General features: G+C 70.9%; 27 protein-coding genes. 16 read left to right on the forward strand and 11 right to left on the reverse strand.

Annotated elements, in window-relative coordinates; all coding sequences use genetic code 11:
- Positions 1 to 551: 551 nt before the first annotated feature.
- From V5F67_RS00935 to V5F67_RS00945, 3 genes are read right to left on the reverse strand one after another with little or no spacing between them, the layout of a single operon-like run.
- On the reverse strand, positions 552 to 1,367 hold the full coding sequence (locus V5F67_RS00935) for an ABC transporter ATP-binding protein (protein WP_394020688.1): 816 nt from the start codon (positions 1,365 to 1,367) through the stop codon (positions 552 to 554).
- Positions 1,364 to 2,377 (reverse strand): FecCD family ABC transporter permease, encoded by a 1,014-nt coding sequence (locus V5F67_RS00940; RefSeq protein ID WP_394020687.1) that lies wholly within the window; start codon positions 2,375 to 2,377, stop codon positions 1,364 to 1,366. Before V5F67_RS00940 ends, V5F67_RS00935 begins: the two co-directional genes overlap by 4 nt.
- Positions 2,374 to 3,435, reverse strand: a complete 1,062-nt coding sequence (locus tag V5F67_RS00945; RefSeq protein WP_394020686.1) for an ABC transporter substrate-binding protein — start codon at positions 3,433 to 3,435, stop codon at positions 2,374 to 2,376. The genes V5F67_RS00940 and V5F67_RS00945 overlap by 4 nt, the downstream gene beginning before the upstream one ends.
- 167 nt (positions 3,436 to 3,602) lie before the next feature.
- Between V5F67_RS00945 and metX the strand changes: the two genes are divergently transcribed.
- Positions 3,603 to 4,817: a homoserine O-acetyltransferase MetX gene (gene metX / locus V5F67_RS00950; protein WP_394020685.1), complete on the forward strand. Its 1,215-nt coding sequence runs from the start codon at positions 3,603 to 3,605 to the stop codon at positions 4,815 to 4,817.
- Between the two features lie 5 nt (positions 4,818 to 4,822).
- The gene (metW, locus tag V5F67_RS00955) at positions 4,823 to 5,491 is read left to right on the forward strand and encodes a methionine biosynthesis protein MetW (protein WP_394020684.1); all 669 of its coding nucleotides are present in this window, start codon (positions 4,823 to 4,825) and stop codon (positions 5,489 to 5,491) included.
- Positions 5,492 to 5,512: 21 nt separating this feature from the next.
- On the opposite strand, the gene V5F67_RS00960 is transcribed toward metW, so the two are convergent.
- The gene (locus tag V5F67_RS00960; RefSeq protein WP_394020683.1) at positions 5,513 to 6,244 is read right to left on the reverse strand and encodes a methyltransferase domain-containing protein; all 732 of its coding nucleotides are present in this window, start codon (positions 6,242 to 6,244) and stop codon (positions 5,513 to 5,515) included.
- A 314-nt stretch (positions 6,245 to 6,558) separates the two neighbouring features.
- On the opposite strand from V5F67_RS00960, the gene gloB reads away from it, so the two are divergent.
- Positions 6,559 to 7,332 (forward strand): hydroxyacylglutathione hydrolase, encoded by a 774-nt coding sequence (gene gloB / locus V5F67_RS00965; RefSeq protein WP_394020682.1) that lies wholly within the window; start codon positions 6,559 to 6,561, stop codon positions 7,330 to 7,332.
- A gap of 4 nt (positions 7,333 to 7,336) precedes the next feature.
- Positions 7,337 to 7,777 carry a cupin domain-containing protein gene (locus V5F67_RS00970; protein ID WP_394020681.1) on the forward strand — a complete coding sequence of 147 codons (441 nt, stop codon included), beginning with the start codon at positions 7,337 to 7,339 and terminating at the stop codon, positions 7,775 to 7,777.
- 94 nt (positions 7,778 to 7,871) lie between these two features.
- Here the strand turns inward: V5F67_RS00970 and V5F67_RS00975 are convergent, their stop codons facing one another.
- The 3 genes from V5F67_RS00975 to V5F67_RS00985 form a co-directional block, all read right to left on the reverse strand.
- Entirely contained in the window at positions 7,872 to 8,411 is a 540-nt protein-coding gene (locus V5F67_RS00975) for a sigma-70 family RNA polymerase sigma factor (protein ID WP_394020680.1), read from the reverse strand.
- A gap of 318 nt (positions 8,412 to 8,729) precedes the next feature.
- Positions 8,730 to 9,008 (reverse strand): con-10 family general stress protein, encoded by a 279-nt coding sequence (locus V5F67_RS00980; RefSeq protein WP_394020679.1) that lies wholly within the window; start codon positions 9,006 to 9,008, stop codon positions 8,730 to 8,732.
- Between the two features lie 75 nt (positions 9,009 to 9,083).
- Positions 9,084 to 10,904, reverse strand: coding sequence for a sensor histidine kinase (locus V5F67_RS00985; protein WP_394020678.1), 1,821 nt, complete (start codon positions 10,902 to 10,904; stop codon positions 9,084 to 9,086).
- Between the two features lie 155 nt (positions 10,905 to 11,059).
- Here V5F67_RS00985 and V5F67_RS00990 point away from each other — a divergent pair, with 155 nt between their 5' ends.
- The gene (locus V5F67_RS00990) at positions 11,060 to 11,839 is read left to right on the forward strand and encodes a response regulator (protein WP_394020677.1); all 780 of its coding nucleotides are present in this window, start codon (positions 11,060 to 11,062) and stop codon (positions 11,837 to 11,839) included.
- Between the two features lie 304 nt (positions 11,840 to 12,143).
- Positions 12,144 to 12,437: a hypothetical protein gene (locus tag V5F67_RS00995; RefSeq protein ID WP_394020676.1), complete on the forward strand. Its 294-nt coding sequence runs from the start codon at positions 12,144 to 12,146 to the stop codon at positions 12,435 to 12,437.
- A 214-nt stretch (positions 12,438 to 12,651) separates the two neighbouring features.
- Here V5F67_RS00995 and V5F67_RS01000 read toward each other — a convergent pair whose 3' ends face one another.
- The gene (locus V5F67_RS01000) at positions 12,652 to 15,411 is read right to left on the reverse strand and encodes a response regulator (protein ID WP_394020675.1); all 2,760 of its coding nucleotides are present in this window, start codon (positions 15,409 to 15,411) and stop codon (positions 12,652 to 12,654) included.
- Positions 15,412 to 15,671: 260 nt separating this feature from the next.
- On the reverse strand, positions 15,672 to 16,175 hold the full coding sequence (locus V5F67_RS01005; protein WP_394020674.1) for a PRC-barrel domain-containing protein: 504 nt from the start codon (positions 16,173 to 16,175) through the stop codon (positions 15,672 to 15,674).
- A gap of 366 nt (positions 16,176 to 16,541) precedes the next feature.
- Between V5F67_RS01005 and V5F67_RS01010 the strand changes: the two genes are divergently transcribed.
- The 6 genes from V5F67_RS01010 to V5F67_RS01035 all read left to right on the forward strand — a co-directional run bounded on the left by V5F67_RS01010 (position 16,542) and on the right by V5F67_RS01035 (position 21,203).
- A complete protein-coding gene (locus V5F67_RS01010; RefSeq protein ID WP_394020673.1) occupies positions 16,542 to 17,021 on the forward strand; it encodes a tellurite resistance TerB family protein in 480 nt (159 codons plus the stop codon).
- Positions 17,005 to 17,799: a glutamine amidotransferase gene (locus V5F67_RS01015; protein ID WP_394020672.1), complete on the forward strand. Its 795-nt coding sequence runs from the start codon at positions 17,005 to 17,007 to the stop codon at positions 17,797 to 17,799. Before V5F67_RS01010 ends, V5F67_RS01015 begins: the two co-directional genes overlap by 17 nt.
- Positions 17,800 to 18,299: 500 nt before the next feature.
- Positions 18,300 to 19,220, forward strand: coding sequence for a TIM barrel protein (locus tag V5F67_RS01020; RefSeq protein ID WP_394020671.1), 921 nt, complete (start codon positions 18,300 to 18,302; stop codon positions 19,218 to 19,220).
- Between the two features lie 107 nt (positions 19,221 to 19,327).
- Positions 19,328 to 20,026, forward strand: coding sequence for a GyrI-like domain-containing protein (locus tag V5F67_RS01025; RefSeq protein ID WP_394020670.1), 699 nt, complete (start codon positions 19,328 to 19,330; stop codon positions 20,024 to 20,026).
- Between the two features lie 132 nt (positions 20,027 to 20,158).
- Positions 20,159 to 20,692 carry an RNA 2',3'-cyclic phosphodiesterase gene (thpR, locus tag V5F67_RS01030; RefSeq protein ID WP_394020669.1) on the forward strand — a complete coding sequence of 178 codons (534 nt, stop codon included), beginning with the start codon at positions 20,159 to 20,161 and terminating at the stop codon, positions 20,690 to 20,692.
- A gap of 136 nt (positions 20,693 to 20,828) precedes the next feature.
- The gene (locus V5F67_RS01035) at positions 20,829 to 21,203 is read left to right on the forward strand and encodes a YkvA family protein (protein ID WP_394020668.1); all 375 of its coding nucleotides are present in this window, start codon (positions 20,829 to 20,831) and stop codon (positions 21,201 to 21,203) included.
- A gap of 87 nt (positions 21,204 to 21,290) precedes the next feature.
- Here V5F67_RS01035 and V5F67_RS01040 read toward each other — a convergent pair whose 3' ends face one another.
- Positions 21,291 to 22,271 (reverse strand): NADPH:quinone oxidoreductase family protein, encoded by a 981-nt coding sequence (locus V5F67_RS01040; protein ID WP_394020667.1) that lies wholly within the window; start codon positions 22,269 to 22,271, stop codon positions 21,291 to 21,293.
- A gap of 423 nt (positions 22,272 to 22,694) precedes the next feature.
- Here V5F67_RS01040 and V5F67_RS01045 point away from each other — a divergent pair, with 423 nt between their 5' ends.
- Complete coding sequence (locus V5F67_RS01045) at positions 22,695 to 23,216, forward strand: invasion associated locus B family protein (RefSeq protein WP_394020666.1); 522 nt, start codon at positions 22,695 to 22,697, stop codon at positions 23,214 to 23,216.
- Between the two features lie 103 nt (positions 23,217 to 23,319).
- Here V5F67_RS01045 and ribA read toward each other — a convergent pair whose 3' ends face one another.
- Positions 23,320 to 24,432 (reverse strand): GTP cyclohydrolase II RibA, encoded by a 1,113-nt coding sequence (ribA, locus tag V5F67_RS01050; protein ID WP_394020665.1) that lies wholly within the window; start codon positions 24,430 to 24,432, stop codon positions 23,320 to 23,322.
- Positions 24,433 to 24,591: 159 nt separating this feature from the next.
- Here ribA and V5F67_RS01055 point away from each other — a divergent pair, with 159 nt between their 5' ends.
- From V5F67_RS01055 to hpf, 3 genes are all read left to right on the forward strand, one after another.
- Positions 24,592 to 25,350: a RibD family protein gene (locus V5F67_RS01055; protein WP_394020664.1), complete on the forward strand. Its 759-nt coding sequence runs from the start codon at positions 24,592 to 24,594 to the stop codon at positions 25,348 to 25,350.
- A complete protein-coding gene (locus V5F67_RS01060; protein ID WP_394020663.1) occupies positions 25,295 to 25,858 on the forward strand; it encodes a cytochrome b in 564 nt (187 codons plus the stop codon). Before V5F67_RS01055 ends, V5F67_RS01060 begins: the two co-directional genes overlap by 56 nt.
- Positions 25,859 to 26,015: 157 nt before the next feature.
- Complete coding sequence (gene hpf, locus V5F67_RS01065) at positions 26,016 to 26,585, forward strand: ribosome hibernation-promoting factor, HPF/YfiA family (protein WP_394020662.1); 570 nt, start codon at positions 26,016 to 26,018, stop codon at positions 26,583 to 26,585.
- Positions 26,586 to 26,670: the final 85 nt, after the last annotated feature.

A 26,670-nucleotide genomic window follows, 5' to 3' on the forward strand; every position in this document is an offset into this window, starting at 1 on the left:
GCTGTGGGGAATCCGCTCGTTTGAGGGAGGCTGTGTAGCATATTGGGACGCGGGCGCGATGGCGAAAGGGGCCGCGCGGAACGGGGCGGGAACGAAGCCGGCGCGAATCGGCGCAGGGATGGTGTTGCCGGGCTGTTCCTGGCGCGGCGGGCGCGGGCGGTGGGTGGTCGCAGCGCCGGCCGCACGCCAGGCCCTGGCCAGCTGCCCCTCCCCGCCTTCCTCGCTGCCCCCTCCTTAGCTCTCCTCGCTATCCCCTGCCCTCTGCCCCGCGCCGCGCGTTCCGCCCTCCCGCCGTCATGCTCCGGCTTGACCGGAGCATCCAAGGGCCGCTGGGCTCAGATCCAGCGTCCATGGGCCCTCCGGTCAAGCCGGAGGGCGACGGCGGTTGGTGCTTTCGCGTCCCCCTCTTGCCCTCTCTCGTCCCCTCTCCCCTTGCGGGAGAGCGTTAGGGTGCGGGGTGAGAGTGGCGACACACCCGGCGCCCCCCAACCCCCGCCCCTCGCCCGCAAGGGAGAGGGAAGAGCGATGGCGCCGATGCCGCGCTTGTGCCCTCACGCCCCACCGCCACCCTCCGCCGGGCTCACCACCAGCCGCCCCGAGGGCGCGCGCTCCACCGTGAGCGGCACGCCGTAGAGGCGGCTCAGCGTCGCCCCGGTCAGCACCTCCGGCGCCGGCCCGGCCGCGAACCAACCGCCGGCGCCCAGCACCGCCACCCGGTCCGCCAGCGCCAGCGCCTGCTCCGGCTCGTGGGTGGAGATCAGCACCGCGAGGCCGCGCGCCGCCAGCGCCCGCGCCTCCCGCAGCACCTTGAGGCGGTTGGCGAGGTCGAGGCTGGCGGTGGGCTCGTCCATGACGATCACGGGCGCGCCTTGCGCCAGCGCGCGGGCCACCAGGACCAGTTGCCGCTGGCCGCCGGACAGGTGGTTGAACGCGCGCGGCCCGAGATCGCCGATGCCGAGCGTGGCCAGCGCCGCCGCCGCTGCCGCGACGTCGCGCGGGCCGGGCGCGCCGAAGGCGCCGAGATGGGCCGTGCGGCCCATCACCACCATGTCGAGGACCGCATAGTTGAAGTCGCTTGGGCTCGCCTGGGGCACGTAGGCGACGACGCGCGCCCTGGCCCCGGCGCCGAGCGCGGCGAGCGGCGCGCCGGCGAGGCGGACGGCGCCGGCGATCGGCGGCAGCAGGCCGAGCAGGGTCTTGAACAGCGTCGTCTTGCCGACCCCGTTGGGACCGAGAAGGCAGGTGACGGTGCCGGCGTCGAGGCGCAGCGACAGGTCCCGCGCCAGCGCGCGGCCGCCATGGCCGATGGCGAGGCCCTCGGCCTCCAGAAGAGCTGTGACCGGCGGCGCCGCCTCCCGTCCGCTCACGGCACGAGGCTCCGCCGGCGGCGCGCCAGCAGCCAGACGAAGGCGGGCCCGCCGATGAGCGCCGTCAGCACGCCGAGCGGAATCTCGATCCGTGCCACCGAGCGGGCCAGCGTGTCCACCATCACCATGAAGGCGGCGCCGAGCAGGATCGAGGCCGGCAGCAGCCGGTCGAAGCGCGCGCCGACGATCAGGCGCGCCATGTGCGGCACCATCAGCCCGACCCAGCCGATGACGCCGGAGACCGCGACCGCGCTGGCGGTGACGAGGGTGGCGCCGCCGATCGCCAGCGCCCGCGTCCGGCGGGTTTCGACGCCAAGCGCCTGCGCCTCCTCCTCGCCCAGCGACAGCACGCCGATGCGCCAGCGCGCCAGCAGCAGCGCCGCGAGGCCGAGGCCGATGGCCGGCGCCACCGCCGCCACGTCCTGCGGCTTGACGCCGGAGAGGCTGCCCAGCAGCCAGAACGTGATGGCGGGCAGCTGCTCGTAGGGGTCCGCCAGCACCTTCACCAGCGCGATCGCCGCCCCCGCCAGCGCGCCGACGACGATGCCGGCGAGCACCAGCACCAGGATGTCGCCGCCGCCCCTGAGCGCCCGCGCCAGCAGCAGCACCACCGCCACCGTGGCGAGCCCGCCGGCGAACCCCATGAGCTGGATCGCCGCGACGTTCAGCCCCATGAGGATGCCGAGCACCGCGCCGAACCCCGCCCCGGTGGAGACGCCCAGGATGTCCGGGGAGACCAGGGGATTGCGGAACAGGCTCTGGTAGGCCGCCCCGGCGGCGGAAAGCGCCGCTCCCACCAGCGCCGCCGCGAGGATGCGCGGCAGGCGGATCTGGAACAGCACGGTGGCGGCCGCCGCGTCGTTCGTTTCGCCGAACGGGACCGTGAGAAGGGACGTGAGGACGTCCCGGGGGGAGATGGGGAACGGGCCGATGCCGGCGGCGATCACCAGGCTCGCGCCGAGCAGCGCCGACAGAAGGCCGAGCGCGGCGGCGGTCCGCGCCGCCCTCATCGGGCCGGCTCGCCGGCCGGGCGGGCGGGCAGGACTGGACCGAGCGGGATTTGGTAGAATACCTGGTAGAAATCGGCCAGGTCGTCCTCCATCGCGCCGCCGGCCTGGGCCGGATAGAGCGTGTGGAGCAGCCACAGGAGGCCGGCGAGCCGGTTCACCGAGGGCGGCGCGTCGACGAAGCCGAACGGCAGGCTGGGCGCCAGGAACACCCGCCCCGCCTTCACCGCCGGCACCGGCCTCCAGGCCGGCTGCTGCGCCACGGTGGCGGCGAAGAGCGGGTCGAGGGCGACGATGGTGTCGGGCGCCCACGCGATCACCTGCTCCGGCGACACGGCGGCAAGCGCGCCCTTCTCCCGCAAGCCCTCGGCGACGTTGACGGCGCCCACCCGCTCGATGGTCTCGGCGTTGATGGAGCCGCGGGTTCCGGTCTCCAGCCCCTCGGGGCCGCGGGCGAGGTAGACGCGCGGCCGGCGCTCCGGCGGCACCTCAGCCAACGCCTTGTCGACGCGGGCGAAAATGGCCTCGGCGGCGGCCGCGAGCGCGGCGCCGCGCGCCGCTTCGCCGAGGATCGCGCCGACGAGGCGCAGCGCCGCCGGGGTGTTGGAGAAGCGCCCGTCGATCAGGATGTAGGGGATGCCGGTCTGGGCCTGCACCCGGTCGGCGAGCGAGCGGTAGGTGTCTGTAATGGTGCCGAAATCGACGATCAGATCGGGCCTGGCGGCGATCAGCCGTTCGAGGTTCAGCGTGTCGCCCCGCCCGGTGAGGCGGCCGGTCTCGGGCAGGTCCCGCACGATCGGCAGGAGCAGCTCGCGCTCGGCCGGCCGGGGCGTGCGCACCCAGCCGGTCATCTTCCGCGGCGCCACCACGTAGAGCAGCACCGAGGCCGGCGGGCCGGCGGCGAACACCCGCGCGATCCGGTCCGGCACCTCCACCGTCCGCCCCGCCGAATCGGTCACGCTGCGGGCCGTCGCCGGCGCGATCGCCAGCGCGAGCAACGCCAGCGCCGCAAGCCCCGCCCGCCCGATCGCGCCCGCGCCGTGCCAGGTGCGCCACCCCATCCCGCGTCCTCAAGCTGCTGTGGATCATGTATCCGTTCATATATACCGCATATCCGACGCCGGTGCGGAAGCGACAGACCTTCCCGCCCGCAAGGCATCCCCGCACGCCCCCGCCACCCGCCCGCGGCGCTTGACAGGAGCGAGGCGCCGTCGCTTTGGTGGAGGCCATGACATCGTTCGTTCCACAGGACGCATCGTCCCTTCTGCCGAACATCGAGGCCAAGGCGCGGCAGGAGGTCAACGAGCCCCACTCCGCTGTCGTGCGCTTCGGCGCGGACCAGCCGCTGCGCCTCGATGCCGGCGTCGCGCTGCCGCACCTGCAGATCGCCTACCAGACCTATGGCGAGCCCAATGCCGCGCGCTCCAACGCCATCCTGGTGTGCCACGCGCTGACCGGCGACCAGCACGCGGCGAACCCGAACCCCGTCACCGGCAAACCGGGCTGGTGGGAGACCATGGTCGGGCCGGGCCGGCCCATCGACACCGAGCGCTTCTTCGTCATCTCGTCCAACGTGCTCGGCGGCTGCATGGGCACCACCGGGCCGGCCTCCACCAATCCCGCCAACGGCAAGGCCTACGGCCTCGACATGCCGGTGGTGACCATCCGCGACATGGTGAACGCGCAGGCCATGCTGCTCGACCATCTGGGCATCGAGAAGCTGTTGTGCGTCGCCGGCGGCTCCATGGGCGGCATGCAGGTGCTGCAATGGGCGGCGAGCTATCCCGAGCGGGTGTTCTCGGCGCTGCCCATCGCCACCGGGGCGCGCCATTCGGCGCAGAACATCGCCTTCCACGAGGTCGGCCGGCAGGCGGTGATGGCCGATCCCGACTGGCGCGGCGGACGCTACCTCGCCGACGGTGTGACGCCCCATCGCGGGCTGGCGGTGGCGCGCATGGCGGCGCACATCACCTACCTGTCCGACCAGGCGCTGCACCGCAAGTTCGGCCGCCGGCTGCAGGACCGCGCCAACCCCACCTTCGGCTTCGACGCCGACTTCCAGGTGGAGAGCTATCTGCGGCACCAGGGCGAGAGCTTCGTGCAGCGCTTCGACGCCAACTCCTATCTCTACGTCACCCGCGCCATGGACTATTTCGACCTCGCCGCCGACTATGGCGGCGTGCTCGCCAACGCCTTCGCCGGCTCGAAGACGCGCTTCTGCCTCGTCTCCTTCACCTCGGACTGGCTGTTCCCGACGCAGGATTCGCGCGCCATCGTCCATGCGCTGAACGCCTCGGGGGCGAGCGTGTCGTTCGCCGAGATCGAGAGCGACAAGGGCCACGACGCCTTCCTCCTCGACGAGCCGGAGCTGTTCGCCATCACCCGCGGCTTCCTCGACAGCGCGGCGCGCGCCTTCGGCCTGCCGGCGGGACGGGAAGGATGAGCGCCATGAGCGTGCGCGATGAGGTGCTCGACGAAAGCGTCGTCCGCTCCAAGGGCGGGCGTGTCGATCTCGTGGTGGTGGCGGAGATGGTGGTGCCCGGCTCGCGCGTGCTCGACGTGGGCTCGGGTGACGGGGCGCTGCTGGAGCTGCTCGCCACCACGCGCCAGTGCGACGCCCGCGGCATCGAATTGTCCCGCGAGGGGGTGAATGCCGGCGTCGCCCGCGGCCTCGCCGTGATCCAGGGCGACGCCGACGTGGACCTCGCCCATTATCCGGACGACGCCTTCGACTACGTCATCCTCTCCCAGACGCTCCAGGCGACGCGGCGCCCGCGCTGGGTGCTGGAGCAGATGCTGCGCATCGGCCGGCGCGCCGTGGTGTCGTTCCCGAACTTCGGCCACTGGCGCTCGCGGCTCGACCTGCTGGTCCACGGCCGCATGCCGCTGACCGATAACATGCCGGTGCCGTGGTACGACACGCCCAACATCCACTTCTGCACCATCCGCGACTTCGTGGAGCTGGTGGAAATCCTGGACGCCCGCATGGAGAAGGCGGTGGCGCTGGATTCTTCCGGCCACCGGGTGCGGGTGAACATGCCTTGGTGGGTCTGGAACCTGCTGGGCGAGCAGGCGGTGTTCCTACTCTCGCGCAAGGGCGCCGGCCGGGCCGGCTGAACCGCTCCCGCGCGGGCGCGCTCAGCCCGCCGGGACGCCGCCGGGAACGAGCACCGGCTCCATCGCCGGCTCGATGACCGCCGCGCGCCGGCGCACCTGGGCGGGGCGATGGAGCTGCTTGGTCGCCTCCACCACGAGCACCCCGGAGAACGGCAGCGAGAGCCGCGACCCGACCCGTTCCCAGGCCACCGCGGTGCGCAGGAACCAGCGGCTGGGCGGGGCATAGAGCGCCTCGCTCCACCCCACGGGGGTGAACAGGGCCTCGCGCAGCAGCGATACCACCTGCCCGCGGGAGAACGGACGCCCATTGCCGAACGGCGTGGTGTCGAGCCGGGCCCACACGCCGCGCCGGTTGGGCACCACGGCCAGGAGCCGCCCGCCGGGGGCGAGCACGCGCCAGACCTCTCCGAGCAGTTCCGCGGCGTTGGGGGTCATCTCCAGGACATGCACCGCCACCACCCGGTCGAACCGGCCGCTCGGGAACGGCAGCATGGTCTCGTCGGAGAGCGTGGCGAGCGTCGGCGCCGCCGACGGCCAGCGCACCACCCCCTGCGCTGCCGGCATGACGGCGATGCAGCGCTCCGCCTCCTCGCGGAACACGCCGAGATACGGCGTCGCATAGCCGAGGCCGAGCACCGCCATGCCGGTGACGTTCTCGAACCGCGCGCGAATGGCCCGGCCCAGAAGGCGGCGCGTCATCACGCCCACCGGCTGGGCGTAGAAGTTGCGGAGGTCGACGACGTCGAGGAACATGGATGCCCAATGCCTGAAGCCGATGGCGCCCTGAAGGCGGACCCAGCCCCGCCGCAGGCGGCAGGTTGTCGCTCTCCTCTTGCGCCACGCGCATGCCGAGCGCAACCCGGGCGGCGTGCGCTGGCGCCGGCACGGCATCGGGCTATCATCATGCCGACGGGCGGCGCGGGAAACGGGGGACTTCGACACCGCCCTCATGTCCCGGACACACGATGGCGTCATACTGGGCGCCGCCTATTCACACCCGAGGCACGATCCGGGCAGATGATCCGATCTGCGCGGTTCGTGCTTCAAGGCGCGACAGGAGGATCACCTTGCCGGCCGAGATCCGCATCGTTCCCTGCCTCGACGACAATTACGCCGTGCTGCTGCACGATCCGGTGACCGAGGCCACCGCGGTCATCGACGTGCCCGAGCCCACCCCGGTCATCGCCGCGCTGGAGAAGGAAGGCTGGAACCTCACCCACATCCTCATCACCCACCACCATCAGGATCATGTGCAGGGCGTGCCGGCGCTCAAGGCGCGCTATGGGGCGACCGTGGTGGGTCCGAAGGCTGAGGCCGCCGCCATTCCCGGGCTCGACGTGGCGGTGGTGGACGGTGACCCTGTGGCCGTCGGCTCCCTGGTGGGCCGGGTGCTGGAGACGCCGGGCCACACCGCGGGCCATGTGTCCTATTTGTTCGAGGGCGAGCGCCTGCTGTTCGCCGGCGACACGCTGTTCACGCTCGGCTGCGGCCGGCCGTTCGAGTGCGACCCGCCGGTGCTGTGGGCCTCGCTCCAGCGCCTGAAGGGGCTGCCGGGCGACACCCAGGTCTATAGCGGCCACGAATACACCCTCTCCAACGCCCGCTTCGCGCTCTCGGTGGACCCGGGCAATGCCGCGCTCAAGGCGCAGGCGGCGGTAGCCGAGGCGAAGCGCGCCAAGGGCGAGCCGACCATCCCCTCCGCCATGGCGGACGAGCTCGCCGCCAATCCGTTCCTGCGCGCCGACGATCCGGCCATGGCGGAGATGCTCGGGGTGGACGGCGCCGACCCCGGCGCCGTGTTCACCGAGCTGCGCGCCCGCAAGAGCGCGTTCCGGGGCTGAGGGGATGAGCGTGCCTCCAGCGGCGCTGGGCGCCGATGAGATCATCGCCCTGCTCGGCCTCGCCCCGCATCCGGAGGGCGGCCATTTCCGGGAAACCTTCCGCGACGCGGCTCCGCCGGGCGGGCGGGGGGCATCGACCGCCATCTATTTCCTGCTCCGCGCCGGCGAGCGCTCGCACTGGCACAAGGTGGACGCGGTGGAGATGTGGCATTGGCACGCCGGCGCGCCGCTGGTGCTGCGGGTCGCGGAAGAGGGCGCCCTGCCGCGCGAGCAGGTGCTCGGGCCCGGCCTCGCGGCCGGCCACCGTCCGCAGGGGATCGTGCCGGCTCACGCCTGGCAGGCGGCCGAGAGCCTCGGCGACTGGACGCTGGTGGGGTGCACCGTGGCGCCCGCCTTCGCCTTCGAGGGCTTCGTGCTGGCGCCGGCGGGATGGGAGCCGGGCTAGGCGCGAGCCGATCGAATGGAATCATTTTGATCGGTGAACCGCCCTCTGGCTGAATGACAGAGCACGCCCCGGGCATTGCGGCGGCCGCGCCTCGTCAGCTGCGCGCCGCCGAGATCGCCACCGCGTCGCCCTCCACCACGTCAGCGGTGGCTTCCGCTCCCATGAGGCCGAGCAGCTTGGTGCGGGCCCGGTTGACGCGGCTCTTGATGGTGCCGAGCGCGCACCCGCACACCTCCGCCGCCTCCTCGTAGGACAGGCCCGCCGCGCCCACCAGCACCAGCGCCTCGCGCTGGTCGTCCGGCAGCTGGCCCAGCGCATCCTTCAGCGAGGAGAGGGTCATGGACCATTCCTGGCCCGGTCCCATGTTCGTGTCCTGCTGCGCCAGCACCGACAGGCCGTCGCTCTCGCGCCGCCGCTTGCGGATCTCGGTGTAGTAGGTGTTGCGCAGGATGGTGAAGAGCCAGGCGCGCAGATTGGTGCCGGGATCGAACTTGTCGATGTTCGACAGCGCCTTGAGGAGCGTCTCCTGGACCAGGTCGTCGGCCTCCGTGCGGTCGCGCGTCAGCGAGCGCGCGAAGGCGCGCAAGGCGGGCAGGAACTCGAGCACCTCCCTCTGGAGGGAGCTGGCATCCATTCCTGGCGTTTTTCCCGGCGGATTCATGGACACCTTCTTCGGACCGATGGGTTGCGGTCGTCACCCTTGTCCTGCCCATCCGCGTCCAGCGGACGAAGGGCGGTCAGGATGTCCGGCTGCCCGGACCGACCAGGCCCCGGCACGACGCTGGAACGCGCAGCTCCCGCGAGCGAAGCGGGCGGCCTTGCCGACCGCGGCGCGAACACCACCGAAATCATACGATCTCCGACGCCAACCGGATCACGGACGCGGGTGGAGCCGACCGGCCCGCCCGCGCCTCCCGATAACGTGAGCTCGGCTGTTTGGTTCCCGCTTCGCTCAGGACCGACCTCCGCCGACCGGCGCGCTGCTCTTCTGGCCGCCCTTCTGGCCGGCCTGGGAGGCCAGCGCGCGGTTGCGGGAGAAGCTGCGGTCCTCGTCGGCAACGCTTTGGCCGCCCTTGCGGCCGGCCTCGGCGGCGAGCGCCCGGTTCTGGAAGAAGCTGCGCTTCTCGGCAGGAACGCTCTCGCCACCCTTGCGGGCGATGGCGCGCTGCTTCTCCGCGTCCATGGCGGCGAAGCCGCGGTTGGAGGTGCCCTTCGAACGCGCTTTATCCATGGTTCATCCTCGAGTCTTGGCAGGCCCGTCGAGTCGCACGGATGGGACTCGCTCGAGGATAACGAGGCAGAACCGCTACGGTTCCCTGCCGGGGCCTGCGGCCTGAACGCGATCGTGCCCATGGCGCTGCCCGCCGGGGGCGGCGCCGGTCCGCAGCGGGAAGTCACCCGTCACGCGAACGTTATCGCCGTCCTCGACGCGCTGGAGCTGGCCGCCGAGCTGGCTGGCGAAGCCCTGGTCGAGATCGAACCGGCCGGGCTGCGCGCCGGAGCCCGCCACCGGCCCGGCGGCGATGGTGATGGTGAACCGCCCGCCGCCCTGGTCGCAGCCCACCGTGACCGGCAGAAGCCTGGGCGCGTCCGGCGCGGCCAGGCCCAGGACGATCTCCACCACCATGAGCGCGAACGGCACCGCCATGTCGATGGGCAGCAGCAGGTCCGGAGCGTCGATGCGCACCGCCAGGCTGCGGTCAGGCACGCCTTCGAGCAGCGCCGCGAGCTCGCGCAGCAGCTCGCGCAGCTTCACCGTCGAGCCCTCGTTCGCCTCGTGCAGGATGCGATGGACCACGGCGAGCGTGTTGACCCGGGTGCGCAGCTCCTCGAAGCGGCGCCGGTCCTCGCCCTGGCCGATGCCGAGGCCATAGAGGCTGAGAAGGCTCACCACCACCTGGAGCGAATTCTTGATGCGGTGGTGAATCTCGCGCACCAGCGCGGTCTTCTCGGCGAGATTTTCCCTGAGCTTGGCGTCCCGCAGCCGCACCGCGAGCGCCATGTGCTCCACCGCCGCGCCCAGGGCGCGGAACTCGCTCGGCGCGCGTTCGAGCCGCGTGGGACGGAAGCGATAGTGGCCCTTGCCGTAGACCGAGGTCACGCGCCGCAGATAGTTCAGCCATTGCAGAACCATCCGGTCCACCGCGAACCACAGGCCGACGAGGCTGAGCACCGCCACGAGGCCGGGCAGGGCGAAGCTCGCCGCCACCGCGAACGGGGTCCAGCCGAACAGGTCCTGGGTCGGCAAGGCATAGGCCGCGATCAGTCCCTGCCGGTCGAGCGGCGCGACGGTATAGGTCCAGCTGCGGCCGGTGGCGTCGGTCACCTCGCGCAGCTCGTTCCCGGCCCCGGCGAAGCGGGACGGATCGAACAGGACCTGGCTCAAGGCGCGGGAATTGGAGACCAGTTCCCGGCCCGCGGCATCGAAGATCGCGGCCACCCCGCCGGCCTCCACCGTCGCCTGGCGCAGCATGGTGTCGAGGCGGGCGGCGTCGAGGCCGAGCGCCATGGCGCCATCGAAGCTGCCGTCGGGGGCACGCAGCGGTTCCAGCACGATGATGATCTCGTTCCGCGTGGCGGCGCTCACCTGGCGTTCCGTCATGGCGAGGCGCGAGGGCGCCTTGGACAGGCTCTGCCACCACGGCTCGCCCGCCACCGAGCGCGGCCCGGGGATGGCGCTGCAGGTGATGGTCCCCTCCTTGTCCAGGACGCCCATGTTTGACACGAAGGGCAGGCTGAGCGTGGCGCCGTAGAGCGTCGCCTGGCAGCCCGCGCCCGCGGCCCGCACCGTGTCCACCGTCTGGAGGGTCTGAAGCACGCTCTCGGCCGAGGCGATGATGTTGGCCTGGCTGGACGCGGCCGAGACGGCGAGCTGGAGCAGGCGCTGGCGCGCCTCGTCCTGCGCCCCGCTCAGGTGCATCAGCCCCTGCACCATGCTCAGGGTCGCCACCGGAGCGATGGCGAGCAGCGCCACCAGGAGCAGGCGCCGCCGCACACTGTCGAGCAGGTCCCGCGGCTGGCCCGCCGCGAGAGAGAAGATGCCGGCACGCCTGCGGGGGTCAACGCGCGCCGCTTCCTGTGGCACCAGCTCCATCCCCTGCTCCGAGGTCTCCCCAAGCTGCCGCATGCCAGTCCCGTCCAGGCCAGCGGCAGACGGCGCGCACCGGTTCAACCTATAATGCCAGGGTAAGGTGCAAGTTCCCGCAAAAATCGGGAACTTTCGCCGCCTTCGGGCGTTCCACGCGGTCGGACCTCATCCGCGCCGCAAGCGAGGAATTGCGCATGCCCCATCAGTCGATCGTCAAGCAGCTGCCCTTCTTGCGCCGCTACGCGCGCGCCCTTTCGGGAACCCAGCGAGCGGGCGACCTCCTGGTGCAGGAGACCCTCCAGGCGATCCTCGACGGCAAGATCGTCATCAATCCGGGCGCCTCGCCCCGCGTCGCGCTCTACCGCGCGTTCCACGGCGTCTGGACGCGGCGCGCCGGGGCGGGAGGCGATCCGGCCTCGCGGACCGACGAGCGGCTGCAGGCGCTCGATGTCGGCGCGCGCGTCGCGCTCCTGCTGACGGCCATGGAAGGCTTCACCTATGCGGAGGTGGCCTCGATCCTTTCCACGTCCATCGACGACGTGGAAGCCCAGGTGGTCGCCGCGCAGCGGGAGATCGACCGGCAGATCGCCACCCGCGTGCTCATCATCGAGGACGAATGGGTGATCGCGCTCGACCTGAAGACGCTCGTGACCGAGATGGGACACGAGGTGATCGGCGTCGCCCCGACGCACAAGAAGGCGGTGGAGCTGGCGCGCAACGGCGACTTCGGCCTGGTCCTGGCGGATATCCAGCTCGCCGACGGCTCCTCCGGCATCGACGCGGTGACGGACATCCTCTCCCATTTCAACGTGCCGGTGATCTTCATCACCGCGTTCCCGGACCGCCTGCTCACCGGCGAGCGGCCGGAGCCCACCTACCTCATCACCAAACCGTTCCTGAGCGAGACGGTGAAGGCGACGGTGGCGCAGGCGCTGTTCTTCCACGAGGCGCGCAGCGAGCCCACCGCCGCCTGATCCGCACGGGGCGATTTGCCGCCGGGCGGGATCGCTTTGCGCCGCCGGGCGTTTGAAGGTCGGGGCCACGCCGGCCGGGCGCACGACCAGCCGGCGGACACCCCTTCGGATGCGCGCGATCCGATCAAATTGAATCAATTTGATCGGTGAATCGCCCTCTAACTTAATGACAGAGAACGCGTTATCCGATCACCTTGCGTTGCAGGCCGATCGGCGCGTGCTCTAAGTTTGCGGTTGCGTCGGCGGGCGCCCCACAGGGCCCCACCGGCGGACGAGACGTCACACAGGAAGCGGAGATGCGCCCATGGCCGACAAGCCCGTGACCGCCAAGGTCGAACCCTCCATCGAGGACATCCGCAAGGACCTCGAGACGCTGAAGGAGGACTTCACGCGTCTCGCCGAGACCCTCGGCAAGACCGCCCGGCAGACGGCGAAGGACGCGGCCGGCGGCGCGGAGATGGCTGCGGGCGAGGTGTCCGACTGGGCGGAGGAGCAGTATCTCCAATTGCGCGAAACCATCCGCGCCCAGCCGCTGACGGCCTGCGCGGTCGCCGCCGGCATCGGCCTGGTCCTGGGCCAGGTGCTGCTGCGCCGCTGAGCGTCCTCAACCGAAGACGTCCCCGCAATTGCCCGTCGTGCCCGGCCGTTCGCCGGGCATCGGCCCAAGCCCCGGACGCGGCGCTGATGACCGGCCGCGTCCGGCGAGGTGGCGCCTTCGGCAGCATCTCTTGCGCCGGGTCCGCCGCCGGGCAGGGCGCGTTGCGGCCGTCGAAGAGGCTCGCAACGGCCGCTCGCGCCGGCAAGGCGCGGTCTCAATCCGGAATGTTGAAGCCCATGCCGCGCAGGGCCCCGCGCAGAGTGGCGCCGTCATAGGGCTTGCCCACCAGCGCCACCCCTTCCACGCCGCCGAACTCGCCTTCGAGGTCCTCGGTGCCGTAGCCGGTGGCGATGACGACGCAGAGGCCGGGCACCAGGGTGCGCAGCTCGCGCACCACCTCGTCGCCGCGCATGTCCGGCAGGCCGAGATCCACCACTGCGAGGCGGAAGGCCTCGCGCTCCGGCATCTCCTGGGCGGCCTGGGCATGGGCGAGCGCGGCCTTGCCATGCGAGGCGACCGTCACCTCGAAGCCGTGGTCCTCCAGGATCTGCTGCGCCACCATGGCGACGAAGGGCTCGTCCTCCACGAGCAGCGCCGCGCCCTTCCTCTCGATGGCCTGTTCCAGGATGCTCGTCACCTTGCGTACCAGCTCCGCCTGCGTGAAGGGCTTGGTGAGCAGGTTCACTCCCCTGTCCAGCCGTCCCTGGCGCAGCACCGCATTTCTCGCATAACCGGTGGTGAAGAGCACTCGAATTTGCGGCACCACCGCGCGCAGGCGCGCGGCAAGGGCCGGCCCATCCAGTCCCGCGCCGAGGCGGATGTCGGTGAACAGCACCTCGGGGCGCTGGGCGGGATCAAGCGCCTCCACAAGCGCCAGCGCCGCCGCGCCGTTCTCCGCCTCGCTCACCTCGTGGCCCGCGGCCCTGAGGGCGCCGACGCCGAGCTGGCGCGCCTGGGGATCGTCCTCCACAACCAGGATACGCGCCTTGCGTGCCTCCGCGGGCTCCTGCCGCTCGGCGCGCTCGTCCTCGTCCACCGGCCGCTCCAGGCGCGGCAGATAGAGCTTCACCGTGGTGCCCTCGCCCACCTCGCTGTAGATCTTCACGTGGCCGCCGGACTGCTTGACGAAGCCGTACACCTGGCTGAGGCCGAGGCCGGTGCCGTCGCGCGGCCCCTTGGTGGAATAGAAGGGCTCGAACACACGCGCCATCACCTCGGGGGGCATCCCCGTCCCGGTGTCGCTGACGCAGATCACCACATATTGGCCGGCCACCACGTCGTGGGCCTCGGCATAGGCGTCGTCGAGGTAGGCATTGGCGGTCTCGATGGTGAGCTTGCCGCCGTCCGGCATGGCGTCGCGCGCATTGACCGCGAGATTGAGGACCGCGTTCTCCAGCTGGTTGCGGTCGATCTCCGTGGGCCAGAGCCCGCCGGAAAGAACCGTCTCCAGGGTGACCCGCTCGCCGAGCGCGCTGCGCAGCATCTGCGACATGCCGACCAGGAGCCGGTTCACGTCGGTCGGCTTGGGATCGAGCGGCTGGCGGCGCGAGAACGCCAACAGGCGCTGGGTGAGGGTGGCGGCGCGCATGGCGCCCTGGCGGCAGTGGTCGAGGAAGGTGCGCGCCTGCAGGTTCTCGGGGCCGATGCGCCGTTCGGCGGCCTCCAGGTTGCCGACGATGACGGTGAGCAAATTGTTGAAATCGTGGGCGATGCCGCCGGTCAGCTGGCCGACGGCCTCCATCTTCTGCGCCTGGCGCAGCTGCGCCTCGGTGGCGAAGCGCTCCTTCATCTCCATCCGCAGGCGCTCGTTGGCCTGGGCGAGTTCGGTCGTGCGCTGGGCGACCAGGCGTTCGAGCTCCTCGTGGGAACGGGCCAGCGCCTCGCGGGCCGCGACGATCTCGGCGATGTCGGTGCAGCTGCCGTACCAGCGGTCGACGCGCCCGTCCTCGTCGCGCACCGGCACGGCGCGGCACAGGAACCAGCGATAGGAGCCGTCGGCCGCGCGGAAGCGGCATTCGCGGTTGAACGGCTCGCCGCTGGCGATGGAGGCCTGCCAAGCCAGGGTCAGCTCGCCCTTCTCGTCGGGATGGACGTACCCGAACCATTCCCCGAAGCTGCCATCCTCCACCGAGGCGCCAGTATATTCCTCCCAGCGGTGATTATAGTAGTCCCCCTCGCCCTGCGGGTCGGCGGTCCACACCATCTTGGGGAGCGCCTCCGCCAGCAGGCGATACCGGCGCTCGCTGACGGCGAGGCGCTGCTCGGCCTTCTTGATCTCCGAGATCTCGACCACGGTCGTGCCGACGAAGCGCGTGACGCCGGCGCCGTCCCTCACGGGATAGAAGCTCACCAGCCAGTGCCGCTCGACACCGGGCTTCGCCGGCGTCATGCCCTGAATCTCCACGTCCGGGACGACCTCGCCGGTCTCGAACACGCGGTCGATCAGCGCCGCGGTCCGGTCGGCGAACTCGGGCAGCAACTCCGCGACCGTCCGGCCCAGATGGGTCTCGCGCGAGATGCCGCCCATGCGCGCGAGCGTCTCGTTCACCTGGACGAAACGACGGTCCCGGTCGAAGAAGGCGAAACCCAGCGGCGCGTGGGAAAGCAGTGATTCCAGGGTCGCGAGCGTGGTTTCCTTCTCGCGCGCCGTCTCGGCGAGCGAGGCGCGGGTCTGATCGAGGTTGACGAGGCTCGCGCGCAGCAGCGCGGCGATGAGACAGCAGGCCAAGCCATTGATGGCGAAGGAGGTAAGGGAGACGATGGCCCCGGTGGCGTTCGCGCCCGTCCACGTCTCCCCGGGGACGAAGGTGGCATTGGCGCCGACGGCAAGCACCAGGCCGAACAGGCCGACCCGCAGCCCGCCCACCAGCGCCACCAGCAGCACCGCCGGAATCTGCAGCAGGAAGGGCGCGTAGTCGCGCAACGCGTAGGCGGATAGCGAGCGGAGCGCGAACGCGGCCGCGATGACGGCCACCGCGAAGGCGATTCGCCAGCCAAGGGTGCGTTGGCGCGCGATAAACCGCATGGATGACGCGACAGGTCCTGAAACTGGCGCGTCCATTCCCCCTCCCGATGCTTTCACCGGCTCACCATGGCCTTGAACGGCCGCACGTTTCAATGCGCAGCCGCTTACCGGCGTCGACGCAGGGTCGCGCTTGGCGGGTGGGGATGGGTCGGGAGATGGCAAGGTGGCGTGCCGGGCCGGGCGCGCGGGGCGCCCGGCCCGCTCTCTCGTCAGCGCGTCGGGACCGGCTGGGCCGGCGCCTTGGCGGCGCTGTTGGACTTCGGCGCCTCGTATTCCTGGAAGGTGGGCGCCGCCTTCAGCTCGTCCTTGGTCTTGCGCACCACCACGTGGTCACCGGCGTCGGAGCCGCGGACCAGCTCCACCATCTGGAACGGAACCGCCACGTCCTTCTCGCCGATGCCCAGGAAGCCGCCGACACCGATCACGGCGCCGATCACCCGGCCATCCCGCGCCAGCACCACGTCGTTGATCTCGCCGATCGACTCGTTGCCCGCGCCGCGGACGGACATGCCGATGAGATCGCTTGCGAGCATCTGATCGGCGGTCTGCATGCCGATGAAGCTGGCGGCCGGCGCGGGGGTCGCGGGGGCCGTGGCCGCCGGAGGCTGGGTTGCCGGATTGGCGGGTGTCGTGGTCGGCGCGGCCTGCTGGGCGATTGCCGCCGAGGCGAGAAGAGAGGCCGCGGCCACAGTCAAGAACTTGATGTTTTTCATATCATCCTCCAATCCATTGGTTGTGATTTAGATGTCATGGCGAAAATGCGACAACTACTCCTGATCTATCGCGCTTCAGAGCCCCGGGACCTCACATCTCGGAGCCCTGGATCGATATTTCTGAAGCGATATCGCATCTCGACGCTCATGCTCTTCTGGTCAAACGTGCGCAGGGTCATCCGGTTCCCGGGAAAACCTGGGACGGAGAGCGATCAAGGGTGGCAAGCTGGGGCTTGTGCGACGCGTTGGGCCGTGGCAACAGACCTCTGTCCTCGGGCGCCGGGGCACAGGCCGGACCTGCGGGTCTTGCAGCCGCGGCAAAGCCACCCAGATAACTCCGGTTTCCAGAGCAGGACCGCCCGCCCCATGTTCCGCGCGCTTTCAGACTTCATCACCGAGATCACGGGCGGGGAGCGCGAGGTCGTCGCCTTCGCCGACAGCGACTACCGCCTCGCCGCGGCGGCCCTTCTCGTCCATGTGATGTCCATCGACGGCGCGGTGACCGCGGAGGAGCAGGCGATCCTGAAGGACATCCTGGCGCGCCGCTTCGATCTGTCCCCCGAGGACACCGAGGCGCTGCTCGACTTAGCCATTGCCAAGGATGCCGAAGCGGTCGATCTTTATGCGTTCACGAGCGTGCTCAACCGCGCGCTCGACGACGAGGGCCGGCGCCGCATCGTGGAGATGATGTTCGAGGTCGCCTATGCCGACGGCGGGCTCAGCGAGTTCGAGGACAATCTCGTCTGGCGCGCCGCAGAGCTGCTGAACGTGGGCTCGCGCGAGCGCACCCGCATCCGGCGCGAGGTCCGCGACGAGACGGAAGGGGACGGTGAGCAACAGGACTAGGCTGCCCAAGGTGCCCTCCTCAGAAAGCCCGCCCGGCGGCGCAGACCCTTGCGCCTGCGGCGGCGAGGCCGGCACGCTCCTCGTCATCGTCCATCAGGCCCATTCGACGCCGGGCCGCATCGGCCAGCGACTGTCGCTGCGCGGCCACGGGCTCGACGTCCGCCGCCCCGCCCTCGGCGATCCGCTGCCCGCCGATCTCGCCAGCTATGCCGGCGTGGTGATCTTCGGCGGTCCCATGAGCGCCAATGACAGCCACGGCTATATCCGCGAGGAGACCGACTTCTCCGCCCGGGTGCTGGCGGAAGGCCGGCCGCTCTTGGGCGTCTGCCTCGGCGCGCAGATCATGGCGCGCGCCCTCGGCGCCCGCGTCGCCCCGCACAAGGACGGGATGTGCGAGATCGGCTACTACCCGCTCGCCGCCACCGAGGCGGGCAAGGAGCTGCTGGACTGGCCGAGCCACGTCTATCACTGGCATTCGGAAGGCTTCGACCTGCCGGACGGCGCGCAGCTGCTCGCCACCGGCGAGACCTTTCCCAACCAGGCCTTCCGCTACGGCCGCAGCGCGTTCGCGCTGCAGTTTCATCCCGAGGTGACGCGCGAGATGATGTCGGTATGGATCGTGCGCGGCGCCCACCGGTTCGTCCAGCCGGGCGCCCAGGCGGGGGACGCCCATATGGAGGGATGGGAGCGGTACGACGGCGCCGTGGACCGCTGGCTCGACCGCTTCATCGACACCTGGCTCGGGGCCAAGCCCGCCGGCGCCGCCACCGGGCGATAGGCGCACGCTCGCAATTTGCAAAACGCAAGTGCGAATTGCGAGGTCGCGATAGCGTATCGCTATATGTAGCATGAATTCGGCGCCGATAACCCTATATCCAGCATCCGCCTTCTGGCCGGCCCCTTGCTCTCCAGCATCGTGCCGGCAGTCAGGTTCATGCGTCGCCGGCCCCGATCGGGGCGCCCGCTCTTGGCGGACGCCCCGTTTCGCTTCCGCCTCCCGCCATCGCCCTCTCCGGGCCTCGTCGCCGATGCCGCGGCGCGCGGCGAATTCGCTGCAACGCAAAAAGCCGCGTGCCATCCCGCCCCGGACGCAGTATGGTCCGACGTCGCGCCCGGCGGTATCAACATAGTTCCCCTGGGGAAGGGCTCAACCTCTTTCCCGCAGTGGCGCGCCTCATCAAGGTTCCAACGACCGATCGCCCTGTCGTCAGATCGAGGCCGGCTTGCTTTCTCGCCCTTATCCGGGCGCGGCCGGTCCGCATGAGGAAGGATGCAGCGATGGACGCGCGCGCGCCTTTGCCGCCGATCCGCGGGATCGGCTATTCGATCCGTGCCACGTCGCCGGAGTTCGACGATCTCGATGCCAAGCTCGACGAGGCCGAGCGCCTGGGCGTGGACTTCGCCGAGCTGCCTCTGTTCGCCTGGACCCTGGTGGTCGGCGGGCGGGTGCTGAGCGAGCGCCTCGCCCGCCTCGTGGCGGCGACGCGCGACCGGCCGTTCGCCTTCACCGCCCACGGCCCGCTCGCCATCAACCTGATGGACACCAAGGACCGCCTGCCGCGCCATGTGGCGCTGCTGGATGCCGCCATCGCCGTCGCGGGGGCGGTCGGGGCGGTCAATCTCGTCATCCATGCCGGCTGCGTGCGCGGCGACGACGACGTGGAGGTGGCCTATGTGCGCCAGCGCGACGCCCTGGCGGCCGCCGGCGACAAGGCGGCCGCAGCCGGCGTGACGCTGTGCGTCGAGAACGTGTTCCGGTTCGAACCCATGCGCGAGACGGCGCTGCCCGGACGGCTCGCCGCGGAGCTCGACGCCATCGACCATCCCCATGTGCGGGCGACGCTCGACGTCAGCCACGCGCTCCTGCGCTGCAACGATGCGCGGGCCGACTTCATGCGCGAGATCGCGGCGCTCGCGCCCTTCGCCCGGCACCTTCACGTCCATGACAGCTTCGGCCGCCCGTCGGAGAGCTGGGCCATCGACGAGGCCGAGCGCGCCGCCCTCGGCGAAGGGGACCTTCATCTGCCGCTCGGCTGGGGCGCCATCGACTGGGACGCGGTCGCCGGCGCCTGCCGGTTCCCGCCCGGAACCGTGGTCAATCTCGAGCTCCACCGGCGCTATTGGGCGGAGCTGCCGGGCCAGATCGCCGTGCTGCGCGACTTCGCCGGCAGGCTCGCCACCGCCCCCCTGGCCGCGTGAGACCGCCGATTGGCGATTCAGCCGCGCCCGCGGATGGTGTAAGAGCAGACCATGGGCAACCCGCCTTGGGTGGCCGCTGGTGCCGCGGGATCGGCAGGGAGGATCACATGTGGCTCAAGGCCTCGCGGCGCATCCTTCGGGCGCCGCGCGCCGTGCTGGCGGGCCTGCTTGCCGGCGCGCTCGCAGCGTCCGCGGCGACGCCCGCCCTGGCCCAGGGCGCGAGCGGCGTGCCCGCGCAGGCCGTTCCGGCCGACCCCGTGCCGCCCGCCGGCGAGGGCCTCACGGCGCCGCCGCTGGTGAGCCCCAAGGGCGTGGAGAGCGTGCCGGTGAGCCCCGGCGGCGGCGCATTCGCCGCCGAGGAGATCGAGCTCGCCTCGGTCCCGGTCCTGATCGTGTCCGGCACGGCAAGCTGGGACGACGCCTATGACGCCCTGGTCGGGGCAGCCAAGGCGGGGGAGGCGGAGCTGTCGCGCCTCGGCCTGACGCGGGCCGGCGAGGTCATGGTGGTCTACACCGAGAGCGACGACCGCGGCTTCGCCTACGAAGTGCAGTTCCCCTTTTCCGGGACCACCTCGCAGAGGCCCTCCGGCACCATGAAGCTCGGCGCCTCCCAGGCCGGCAAGGTGCTGAGGTTCCGCCACGCCGGCACGTTCTCGGACATGGACAACACCTACGAGCAGATCTTCAACTATCTCGACGTGAAGAACCTGACCGCGGGCGACTTCTACATCGAGCGCTACCGCACCGACCTCGTCACCGCCGCGCCCGAGGCGCTGGAGATCGACATCCTCGTCCCTGTGCAGTGAGGGCGGGCGCGGCGAGGCGCCGCTTCCCTCGGCGGCGCGAATCCTCTTCACTGCACCAGGGACCGGGGGCGGGGCCGGCGGGATATGGCCGCGTCCCAAGGGAAGGTCGGAGAGGGGTTCGCGGAGGCGACAATGCCGCGGCTGTTTACCGCCATCGAGATTCCGCGCGAGGTCGGAACCACCCTGTCCGAGCTGCGCGGCGGCATTTCCGGCGCCCGCTGGATCGATCCGGAGAACTATCACGTCACCCTGCGCTTCGTCGGCGACGTGGACGACGCGCTCGGCCGCGACATCATGCTGATGCTGGGCCAGGTGCGCCGGCCGGCCTTCGACGTGACGCTGGACGGCGTCGACCAGTTCGGCGGCCACAAGCCGCGCGCCGTGTTCGCGGCGGTGAAGGCCAATCCCGCCTTGAGCGAGCTCCAGGCCGAGCAGGAGCGGCTGATGCAGCGGCTCGGCCTCGGCGCGGAGGGGCGCAACTTCAAGCCTCACGTGACGCTGGCCCGCCTGCGCGACGCCTCGACCCGCCAGGTCGCCGATTATCTCGCCGCGCGCGGGCCCTATCGCAGCCCAACCTTCCACGTGCCGCGCTTCGTGCTGTTCTCGTCCCGCGACAGCGTCGGCGGCGGGCCTTACGTCGTGGAAGCCGCCTATCCGCTGATCTGAGGCCGGTGCGAGCCTTCCCGGCCGAGCCCTGGGCCTGCAAACCTTGCGCCCGCGGGAAAGGTCCCCATCTGATTCCTCCGGAGCGGGCGCTCTTGCCAGAGCGCCCTGCGAGGCACGGAAAGGACAGGTGGATCGGATGGACTGGAGCTCACTTTCGGGTGCCGACGGCGCCCGCGCGGCGCGCGACGAGCGCCGGGTGCGCTCGGGTTTCTGGGACAAGCTCGGGCGCCATGCGAGCTATATCCCCTTCGCCGAGGAAGCGGTGGCGGCCTATTACGCCGCTTTCGACAAGGCGACGCCGCTGCACGTGCGGGCGACGCTGCTCGGGGCGCTCGCCTATTTCGTCCTGCCCTTCGACCTGGCGCCCGATCTGCTGCCGCTGGTGGGCTTCGGCGACGATGCGGCGGTGCTGATGGGGGCGTTTCGCCTGCTGTCGGATCACATCCGCCCGCACCACCATGCCGCCGCCCGCGCGGCCCTGTCGGAGCTGCGCGCGGCGAAGGCGGAGTAGGGCACGCGCCGCTCGGCCTGCGCCGCGAGCCGAGCGGACCACGCATTCCCGCTCTCAGCGAAAGGCCGCTTCATCGCGGCCGTGGCGCTACCGTCCGGTGGTCAGAACCACCTTGCCCTTGACGCGGCGGCCGGCGATCTCGTTCAGGGCGGCGGCGCATTCCGACAACGGGAACGTGGCGTCCACGTGCGCGGAGATGCGCCCGTCCCGGCCATAGGCCATCAGCTCGGCGATGGCGTCGCGCAGCCACGTCGGCGTGCCGCGCGCCTTGGCGCCGAAATCCACGCCGCGCGCATCGCAATTCTTCAGCAGCAGCAGGTTGAGCGGGATCTTGGGAATCTGTCCCGAGGCAAAGCCGATCACCAGGAAGCGGCCCAGCGGCCCGAGCGCCCGGAGCGCCTGCTCGGCAAGCTCGCCGCCCACCGGGTCATAGACCACGTCGATGCCCCGGCCTTCGGCGAACGCCTTCAGGCCGGCCTTGAGGTCCTCCTTGCTGTAGTCGAGCCCCGCGGCGGCGCCATGCGCCTTGGCGAAGGCGACCTTGTCGGGCGAGGAGGCGCAGGCGATGGTGCGGGCGCCGAAGATGGCGCCGATCTCCACCGCCGCGAGGCCGACGCCGCCGGAGGCGCCCAGCACCGCCAGCGTCTCGCCCGCCTTCAGCGCGCCCCGGTCGCGCAGCGCGTAGAGCGCGGTGCCATAGGTGACCGGCAAGGCGGCGGCCCGCACCAGGTCGAAGTCGTCCGGCACCCGCGCCAGCCGCGCCGCGGCCACCACCAGCTTCTCCCGCGCCGCGCCGTAGGAGACATAGCCGCACACGCGGTCGCCGATGGCGAAGCCGTCGGTCTCGTCGCCGAGCGCGCTCACATGGCCCGCGAACTCCGCCCCCGGCGAGAACGGAACGGGCGGCTTCAACTGGTAGAGGTCCTTCAGCATCAGCGTGTCGAAAAAATTGAGGCCGACGGCGGCCACGTCCACGACCACCTCTCCGGTCCCCGGAACCGGGTCCGGCAGGTCGGCGACCTCAAGGCTCTCCGGCGAACCGAGGCGGGTGCAAAGTACGGCTCTCATCATTCCTCCCCACCGGTCGCGGCCGCCATCCGGGCCGCCGGCAACCTGCTGTTAACCCATGCTGCGGGATCACTTGGGGACAATCCCACGCCGTCGCCGGCCCGTCCGGCGCGGGCGGACCCGTCCCCGGCCCCGTGCCCCACCCTGTTCTGAAACAAAAAATATATGATTGTCCAATGGGTTGAACGTCAAGCGACAATATCGTGCAACGCGCCGGCATTGAGCCGGGGTGAAGGTATGGTCTAAACAGGCGTCGGCACGCAGGACATTTTTTTGACCGCGTCCGTCGCTAGAGACCGCGCCGGTCAGCCCAGGTTGCAAGCTGGCCGGACAATGCGTTCTCTATCCTAAAGTTCTCAGGGCGGCACGCAGACGCTCACGCTTTTCATCCGGACCGACCCGGTATTAGCAAAAGGAGAAGCCATGGCCCCTCGTCGTATCCATCCGACGCTCCTCGGCGTTTTCCTCGCCGGCCTCGCCGCCGTCCCGAGCATGGCGCAAGGTCAGGCCCAATCCAAGTCCGTGGCGCAGTTCGGCGACTGGGTGGTGCATGCGTCCACATCCGGACCCAAGGTCTGCTACGCCACCAGCCAGCCGAAGCAGCGCCTTCCCGAGGGCCTCAACCGCGATCCCGCCTTCCTGTTCATCTCGACCCGCCCGAGCCAGAACGTGAAGGAGGAGGTGAGCATCACCGTCGGCTTCCCGCTCAAGGAAAAGAGCGCCGTGACGGTCACCGTGGGCAGCGCCAGCTTCGAGCTCTACACGCAGGACCAGGGCGCCTGGGTGCGCAATGCCGCGGACGAGGCCAAGCTGGTGGATGCCATGCGCAAGGGCCGCGACCTCACCGTCGTGAGCACCTCCACCCGCGGCAACCAGACCACCGACAAATATTCGCTCGCCGGCATCTCCCAGGCGCTCGACCGGGCGGCGCAGGAATGCAAGTGACGCGATGCAGCTGACGCATCGCCAGTGACGCATCGTCGGTGAAGCGCCCGCGCGGGCGCCCGGCCGCCCGGGCGGCTCGGTCGGGCCGCTCAGTCGGGCGCGCTCAGTCGGGCGCCCGGGCGGCGAGCTGCTCGAAGTCGATGGCGTGGCCGGCGCGGTCGCGCTTGGCGGCGAGATAGCGCACGTTCTCCTGGGTCGGCCGTCCGAGCACGCGCTGCTCCGCCACCACATCGAGACCGGCGCGCTTCAGCGCCGCCACCTTCTGCGGATTGTTGGTGTGCAGCCGCACGGTGGTGACGCCCAGCTGCCGCAGCATCTCGGCTGCGAACTCGAAGCGGCGCTGGTCGAGGCCGAAGCCCAGCGCAGCGTCCGCGTCGAAGGTGTCGAAGCCCTGGGCCTGGAGGTCGTAGGCGCGGATCTTGTTGGCGATGCCGTTGCCGCGGCCTTCCTGGTCGAGATAGAGCAGGATGCCGCCCTCCTCGGCCGCCATGCGGGCGACGGTGTCGCGCAGCTGGTCGCCGCAGTCGCACTTCAGCGAGCCGAACAGGTCGCCGGTCAGGCACGCCGAATGCAGGCGCACCGCCACCGGCCGCGCCGGGTCGGGCTGCCCCACCACCACGGCGACCTGGTCGCGCAGGCCCTCGCCGCCCCGGAACACCACGAACTCACAGTCCCGCGCGCCCTCGAGCGGCACCCGCGCGCGTCCGACGATGCGCAGGCTGGCCGCCTGCTCCTTGCGGAAGCGCGCAACATCCTGCGCCGACACGGCCACCGCGCCCGGCACCGTCTCCCGGCGGACCGGAAGCACGACCGCCGCCGGCAGCACCAAAGCCAGCGCCAGCAGATCGAGGGCGGCAAGCTCCAGCGGAGCGGCGTTCGCCACCGGCGCGTCGATCCGGGCATCGAGGCCGAGGGCGAGCACCTCGACCCGTGCCGCGTCGAGGGACGGCAGCGCGACCGAGCCGGCCGTGGCACGGGGGGCGCCGAGCCGCGTCAGGCGCGGCGCCGGCAGGACCAGGCGCGCCGGACCGGCCGTCTCCAGGGCGGCCAGCGCCTCCGCCGTCTCGGCGTGGAGCGCCTCGGCGCCGAGGACCAGCGCCTCCTCGCTTGCCGATTGCAGCAGGACCGGCCGGCCGGAGCGCAGCTCCCCAAGGGCGCGCTCCACGAAGGCGGTGGACGAAGCGGAACCGATGCCGAGACGGTCGGCGGAAGACATCCTGTTACCTCTTGCTCGCTGGCCCGCGGCAGGCTGCCGCCTGCGCGCCGCCGGCACCGCTGCTCGCGAGCGGTGCCGATCCAAAATAGCGGCTCAGGCGTAACCTTTCGCGGGGAGATGCGTTCCCGATGGCACACTCTCTACGGCAGGCTCGCACCCATGGATGACCCGAAGCCGGACAGCGCGACGCTCGATCCCCGTCACGAAGGCGCTGCGCCGGTCGTGATGGGGCAGATCGGGCAGTCCCTCGACGGGAGGATCGCCACCGTTCACGGCGAATCCAAGTACATCAACGGTGCGGCGGCGCTGGACCGGCTTCATGCGCTGCGCGCCAGCGTCGATGCGGTGGTGGTGGGCGTGGGGACGGTGGTGGCCGACGATCCGTTGCTGACGGTGCGCCGCGTGTGCGGGCGCAGCCCTGCCCGCGTGGTGCTCGATCCCAATGGCCGCGCCGATCCGCAGGCGCGCTGCTTCGCCGCCGACGGCGCGCGGCGCGTGGTGGTGCGGAGACCGGGCGCCGCGGCCGCGCTCGCGCCCGGAGCCGAGGCGGTCGAGCTCGACGGGCAAGGCGCCTTCGCCCCGGCACGCGTGGTCGCGGCCTTGCGCGCGCTCGGCTTCACCCGCATCCTTGTGGAAGGAGGGGCGCGGACGCTGTCCGCCTTCATCGAGGCCGGGTGCCTCGATGTGGTTCACGTTTTCGTGTCGCCGGTCATCATCGGCTCGGGTCGCAGCGGGCTCGAGCTGGCGCCCGTCGCCAGCCTGTCCAGCGCCCTCAGGCCGGCCACGCGCGTCGAGCTGCTGCCCGACGGGGACGTGTGGTTCGAGTGCCGTTTGCGCCCCTCTTCCTCGGAGACGGAAAGCCATGGCCAACGAGACCTCTTCGCCCGCCCGCCCGAGCATCTACGCGCCGCCGGCTAGATGGATCCACTGGATCGTCGCGATCCTCGTCCTGGCGATCATCCCGGCCGGCTTCGTGATGGTCCGGCTCGGACCCGGCGCCCTTCAGGACCAGCTCTTCTCCTATCACGAATCGATCGGCATCCTGATCTTCGCGCTCGCGCTCGCGCGGGTGCTCACGCGCGCGCTCAATCCCGTGCCCGGCCGTCCGGCGGGCATGCCGGTCTGGATGTGGGGCGCGGCCGAGCTGACGCACTATGCGCTCTACGCGCTCATCATCGTCATGCCGATCCTCGGCTGGCTCACCGCCACCACCTTCGGCGCGCCGGTGTCGGTGTTCGGCCTGTTCACCATGCCGTCGCCGCTCGGCAAGAACGAGGCCCTGTCCGACGTGCTCGGGACGTGGCACGAGCGCGGCGGCTACCTCATGGCGGGCCTGGTGGCGCTCCACATCGCGGCCGGCCTCTACCACGGCGTCGTCAAGCAGGACGGCGTGCTCTCGCGCATGTTGCCGTTCCTCTCGCGCTGAGCGCGCGCGACGGTGATTCGTGCCGGCGCAACGCGCGGCGGTGCGGGCGCTGGTTTGTTGACACGCTGGCAAAGCACTCCTACCACTTGTACGGCCGGCCGGTTTTGAGAATGAGAGCAGGCGCCTTTCGGCACCCGCTCAAAGGGGATCAAATCGCATGGCCCTAAGAGTGTCGGGAAAGAACATCGATGTCGGGGAAGCGCTCCGGCAACGCCTGACGGATCGGCTCTCCGAAGTTGTCGCCAAATATTTCGACGGTGGCTGGTCCGGCCACGTGACCGTCGCGCGCGAAGGTTCCGGCTACCGGTCGGAATGCATGCTTCACCTCGATTCAGGCGTGAACCTTCAGGCCCACGGCAGCGAGCAGGAGGCCAACGCCTCCGCCGACACCGCGGTGGAGAAGATCGAGAAGCGCCTGCGACGCTACAAGCAGCGGATCAAGGATCGCCACGTCCACAGCGGCAACGGCGCCACCGGGGCCGCGCAGAGCTACATCCTCGCGCCGGTCCCGGAATCCGAGACCGAGGAGGCGCTGGAGGGCTGGAGCCCCACCGTGGTGGCCGAGCAGGTCACGCGCCTGCGTTCCCTCTCGGTTGCGGACGCCGTGCTGGAGCTCGACATCACGGGCGCGCCAGTGGTGGTGTTCCGCCATGCGAGCCATGGCCGCGTGAGCGTCGTCTATCGGCGTCCCGACGGCCACGTGGGCTGGATCGATCCGGCCGCCTGACGGTTTTTCCCGGCGCGGAGCCGTGCTCCGCGCCGCCGGGAACACGCGCCGTTCAGCTTGCACCGCATGCGGAGCGGACGTGGTC

Source organism: Xanthobacter pseudotagetidis (assembly GCF_043194795.2).
Lineage (GTDB): Bacteria > Pseudomonadota > Alphaproteobacteria > Rhizobiales > Xanthobacteraceae > Xanthobacter > Xanthobacter tagetidis_A.

Coding starts and splice junctions, on each gene's coding strand:
- metX (WP_394020685.1), top strand. CDS start 3,603: ATGACATCGTTCGTTCCACAGGACGCATCGTCCCTTCTGCCGAACATC.
- V5F67_RS00985 (WP_394020678.1), bottom strand. CDS start 10,904: ATGCGGCAGCTTGGGGAGACCTCGGAGCAGGGGATGGAGCTGGTGCCA.
- V5F67_RS00980 (WP_394020679.1), bottom strand. CDS start 9,008: ATGGATAAAGCGCGTTCGAAGGGCACCTCCAACCGCGGCTTCGCCGCC.
- ribA (WP_394020665.1), bottom strand. CDS start 24,432: ATGTCTTCCGCCGACCGTCTCGGCATCGGTTCCGCTTCGTCCACCGCC.
- thpR (WP_394020669.1), top strand. CDS start 20,159: ATGCCGCGGCTGTTTACCGCCATCGAGATTCCGCGCGAGGTCGGAACC.
- V5F67_RS01040 (WP_394020667.1), bottom strand. CDS start 22,271: ATGAGAGCCGTACTTTGCACCCGCCTCGGTTCGCCGGAGAGCCTTGAG.
- V5F67_RS00940 (WP_394020687.1), bottom strand. CDS start 2,377: ATGAGGGCGGCGCGGACCGCCGCCGCGCTCGGCCTTCTGTCGGCGCTG.
- V5F67_RS00995 (WP_394020676.1), top strand. CDS start 12,144: ATGGCCGACAAGCCCGTGACCGCCAAGGTCGAACCCTCCATCGAGGAC.
- V5F67_RS01060 (WP_394020663.1), top strand. CDS start 25,295: ATGGCCAACGAGACCTCTTCGCCCGCCCGCCCGAGCATCTACGCGCCG.
- V5F67_RS00960 (WP_394020683.1), bottom strand. CDS start 6,244: ATGTTCCTCGACGTCGTCGACCTCCGCAACTTCTACGCCCAGCCGGTG.
- V5F67_RS00970 (WP_394020681.1), top strand. CDS start 7,337: ATGAGCGTGCCTCCAGCGGCGCTGGGCGCCGATGAGATCATCGCCCTG.
- V5F67_RS01005 (WP_394020674.1), bottom strand. CDS start 16,175: ATGAAAAACATCAAGTTCTTGACTGTGGCCGCGGCCTCTCTTCTCGCC.
- V5F67_RS01055 (WP_394020664.1), top strand. CDS start 24,592: ATGGATGACCCGAAGCCGGACAGCGCGACGCTCGATCCCCGTCACGAA.
- hpf (WP_394020662.1), top strand. CDS start 26,016: ATGGCCCTAAGAGTGTCGGGAAAGAACATCGATGTCGGGGAAGCGCTC.
- V5F67_RS00945 (WP_394020686.1), bottom strand. CDS start 3,435: ATGGGGTGGCGCACCTGGCACGGCGCGGGCGCGATCGGGCGGGCGGGG.
- V5F67_RS00990 (WP_394020677.1), top strand. CDS start 11,060: ATGCCCCATCAGTCGATCGTCAAGCAGCTGCCCTTCTTGCGCCGCTAC.
- V5F67_RS01020 (WP_394020671.1), top strand. CDS start 18,300: ATGGACGCGCGCGCGCCTTTGCCGCCGATCCGCGGGATCGGCTATTCG.
- metW (WP_394020684.1), top strand. CDS start 4,823: ATGAGCGTGCGCGATGAGGTGCTCGACGAAAGCGTCGTCCGCTCCAAG.
- V5F67_RS01045 (WP_394020666.1), top strand. CDS start 22,695: ATGGCCCCTCGTCGTATCCATCCGACGCTCCTCGGCGTTTTCCTCGCC.
- V5F67_RS01025 (WP_394020670.1), top strand. CDS start 19,328: ATGTGGCTCAAGGCCTCGCGGCGCATCCTTCGGGCGCCGCGCGCCGTG.
- V5F67_RS01035 (WP_394020668.1), top strand. CDS start 20,829: ATGGACTGGAGCTCACTTTCGGGTGCCGACGGCGCCCGCGCGGCGCGC.
- V5F67_RS00975 (WP_394020680.1), bottom strand. CDS start 8,411: ATGGATGCCAGCTCCCTCCAGAGGGAGGTGCTCGAGTTCCTGCCCGCC.
- V5F67_RS01010 (WP_394020673.1), top strand. CDS start 16,542: ATGTTCCGCGCGCTTTCAGACTTCATCACCGAGATCACGGGCGGGGAG.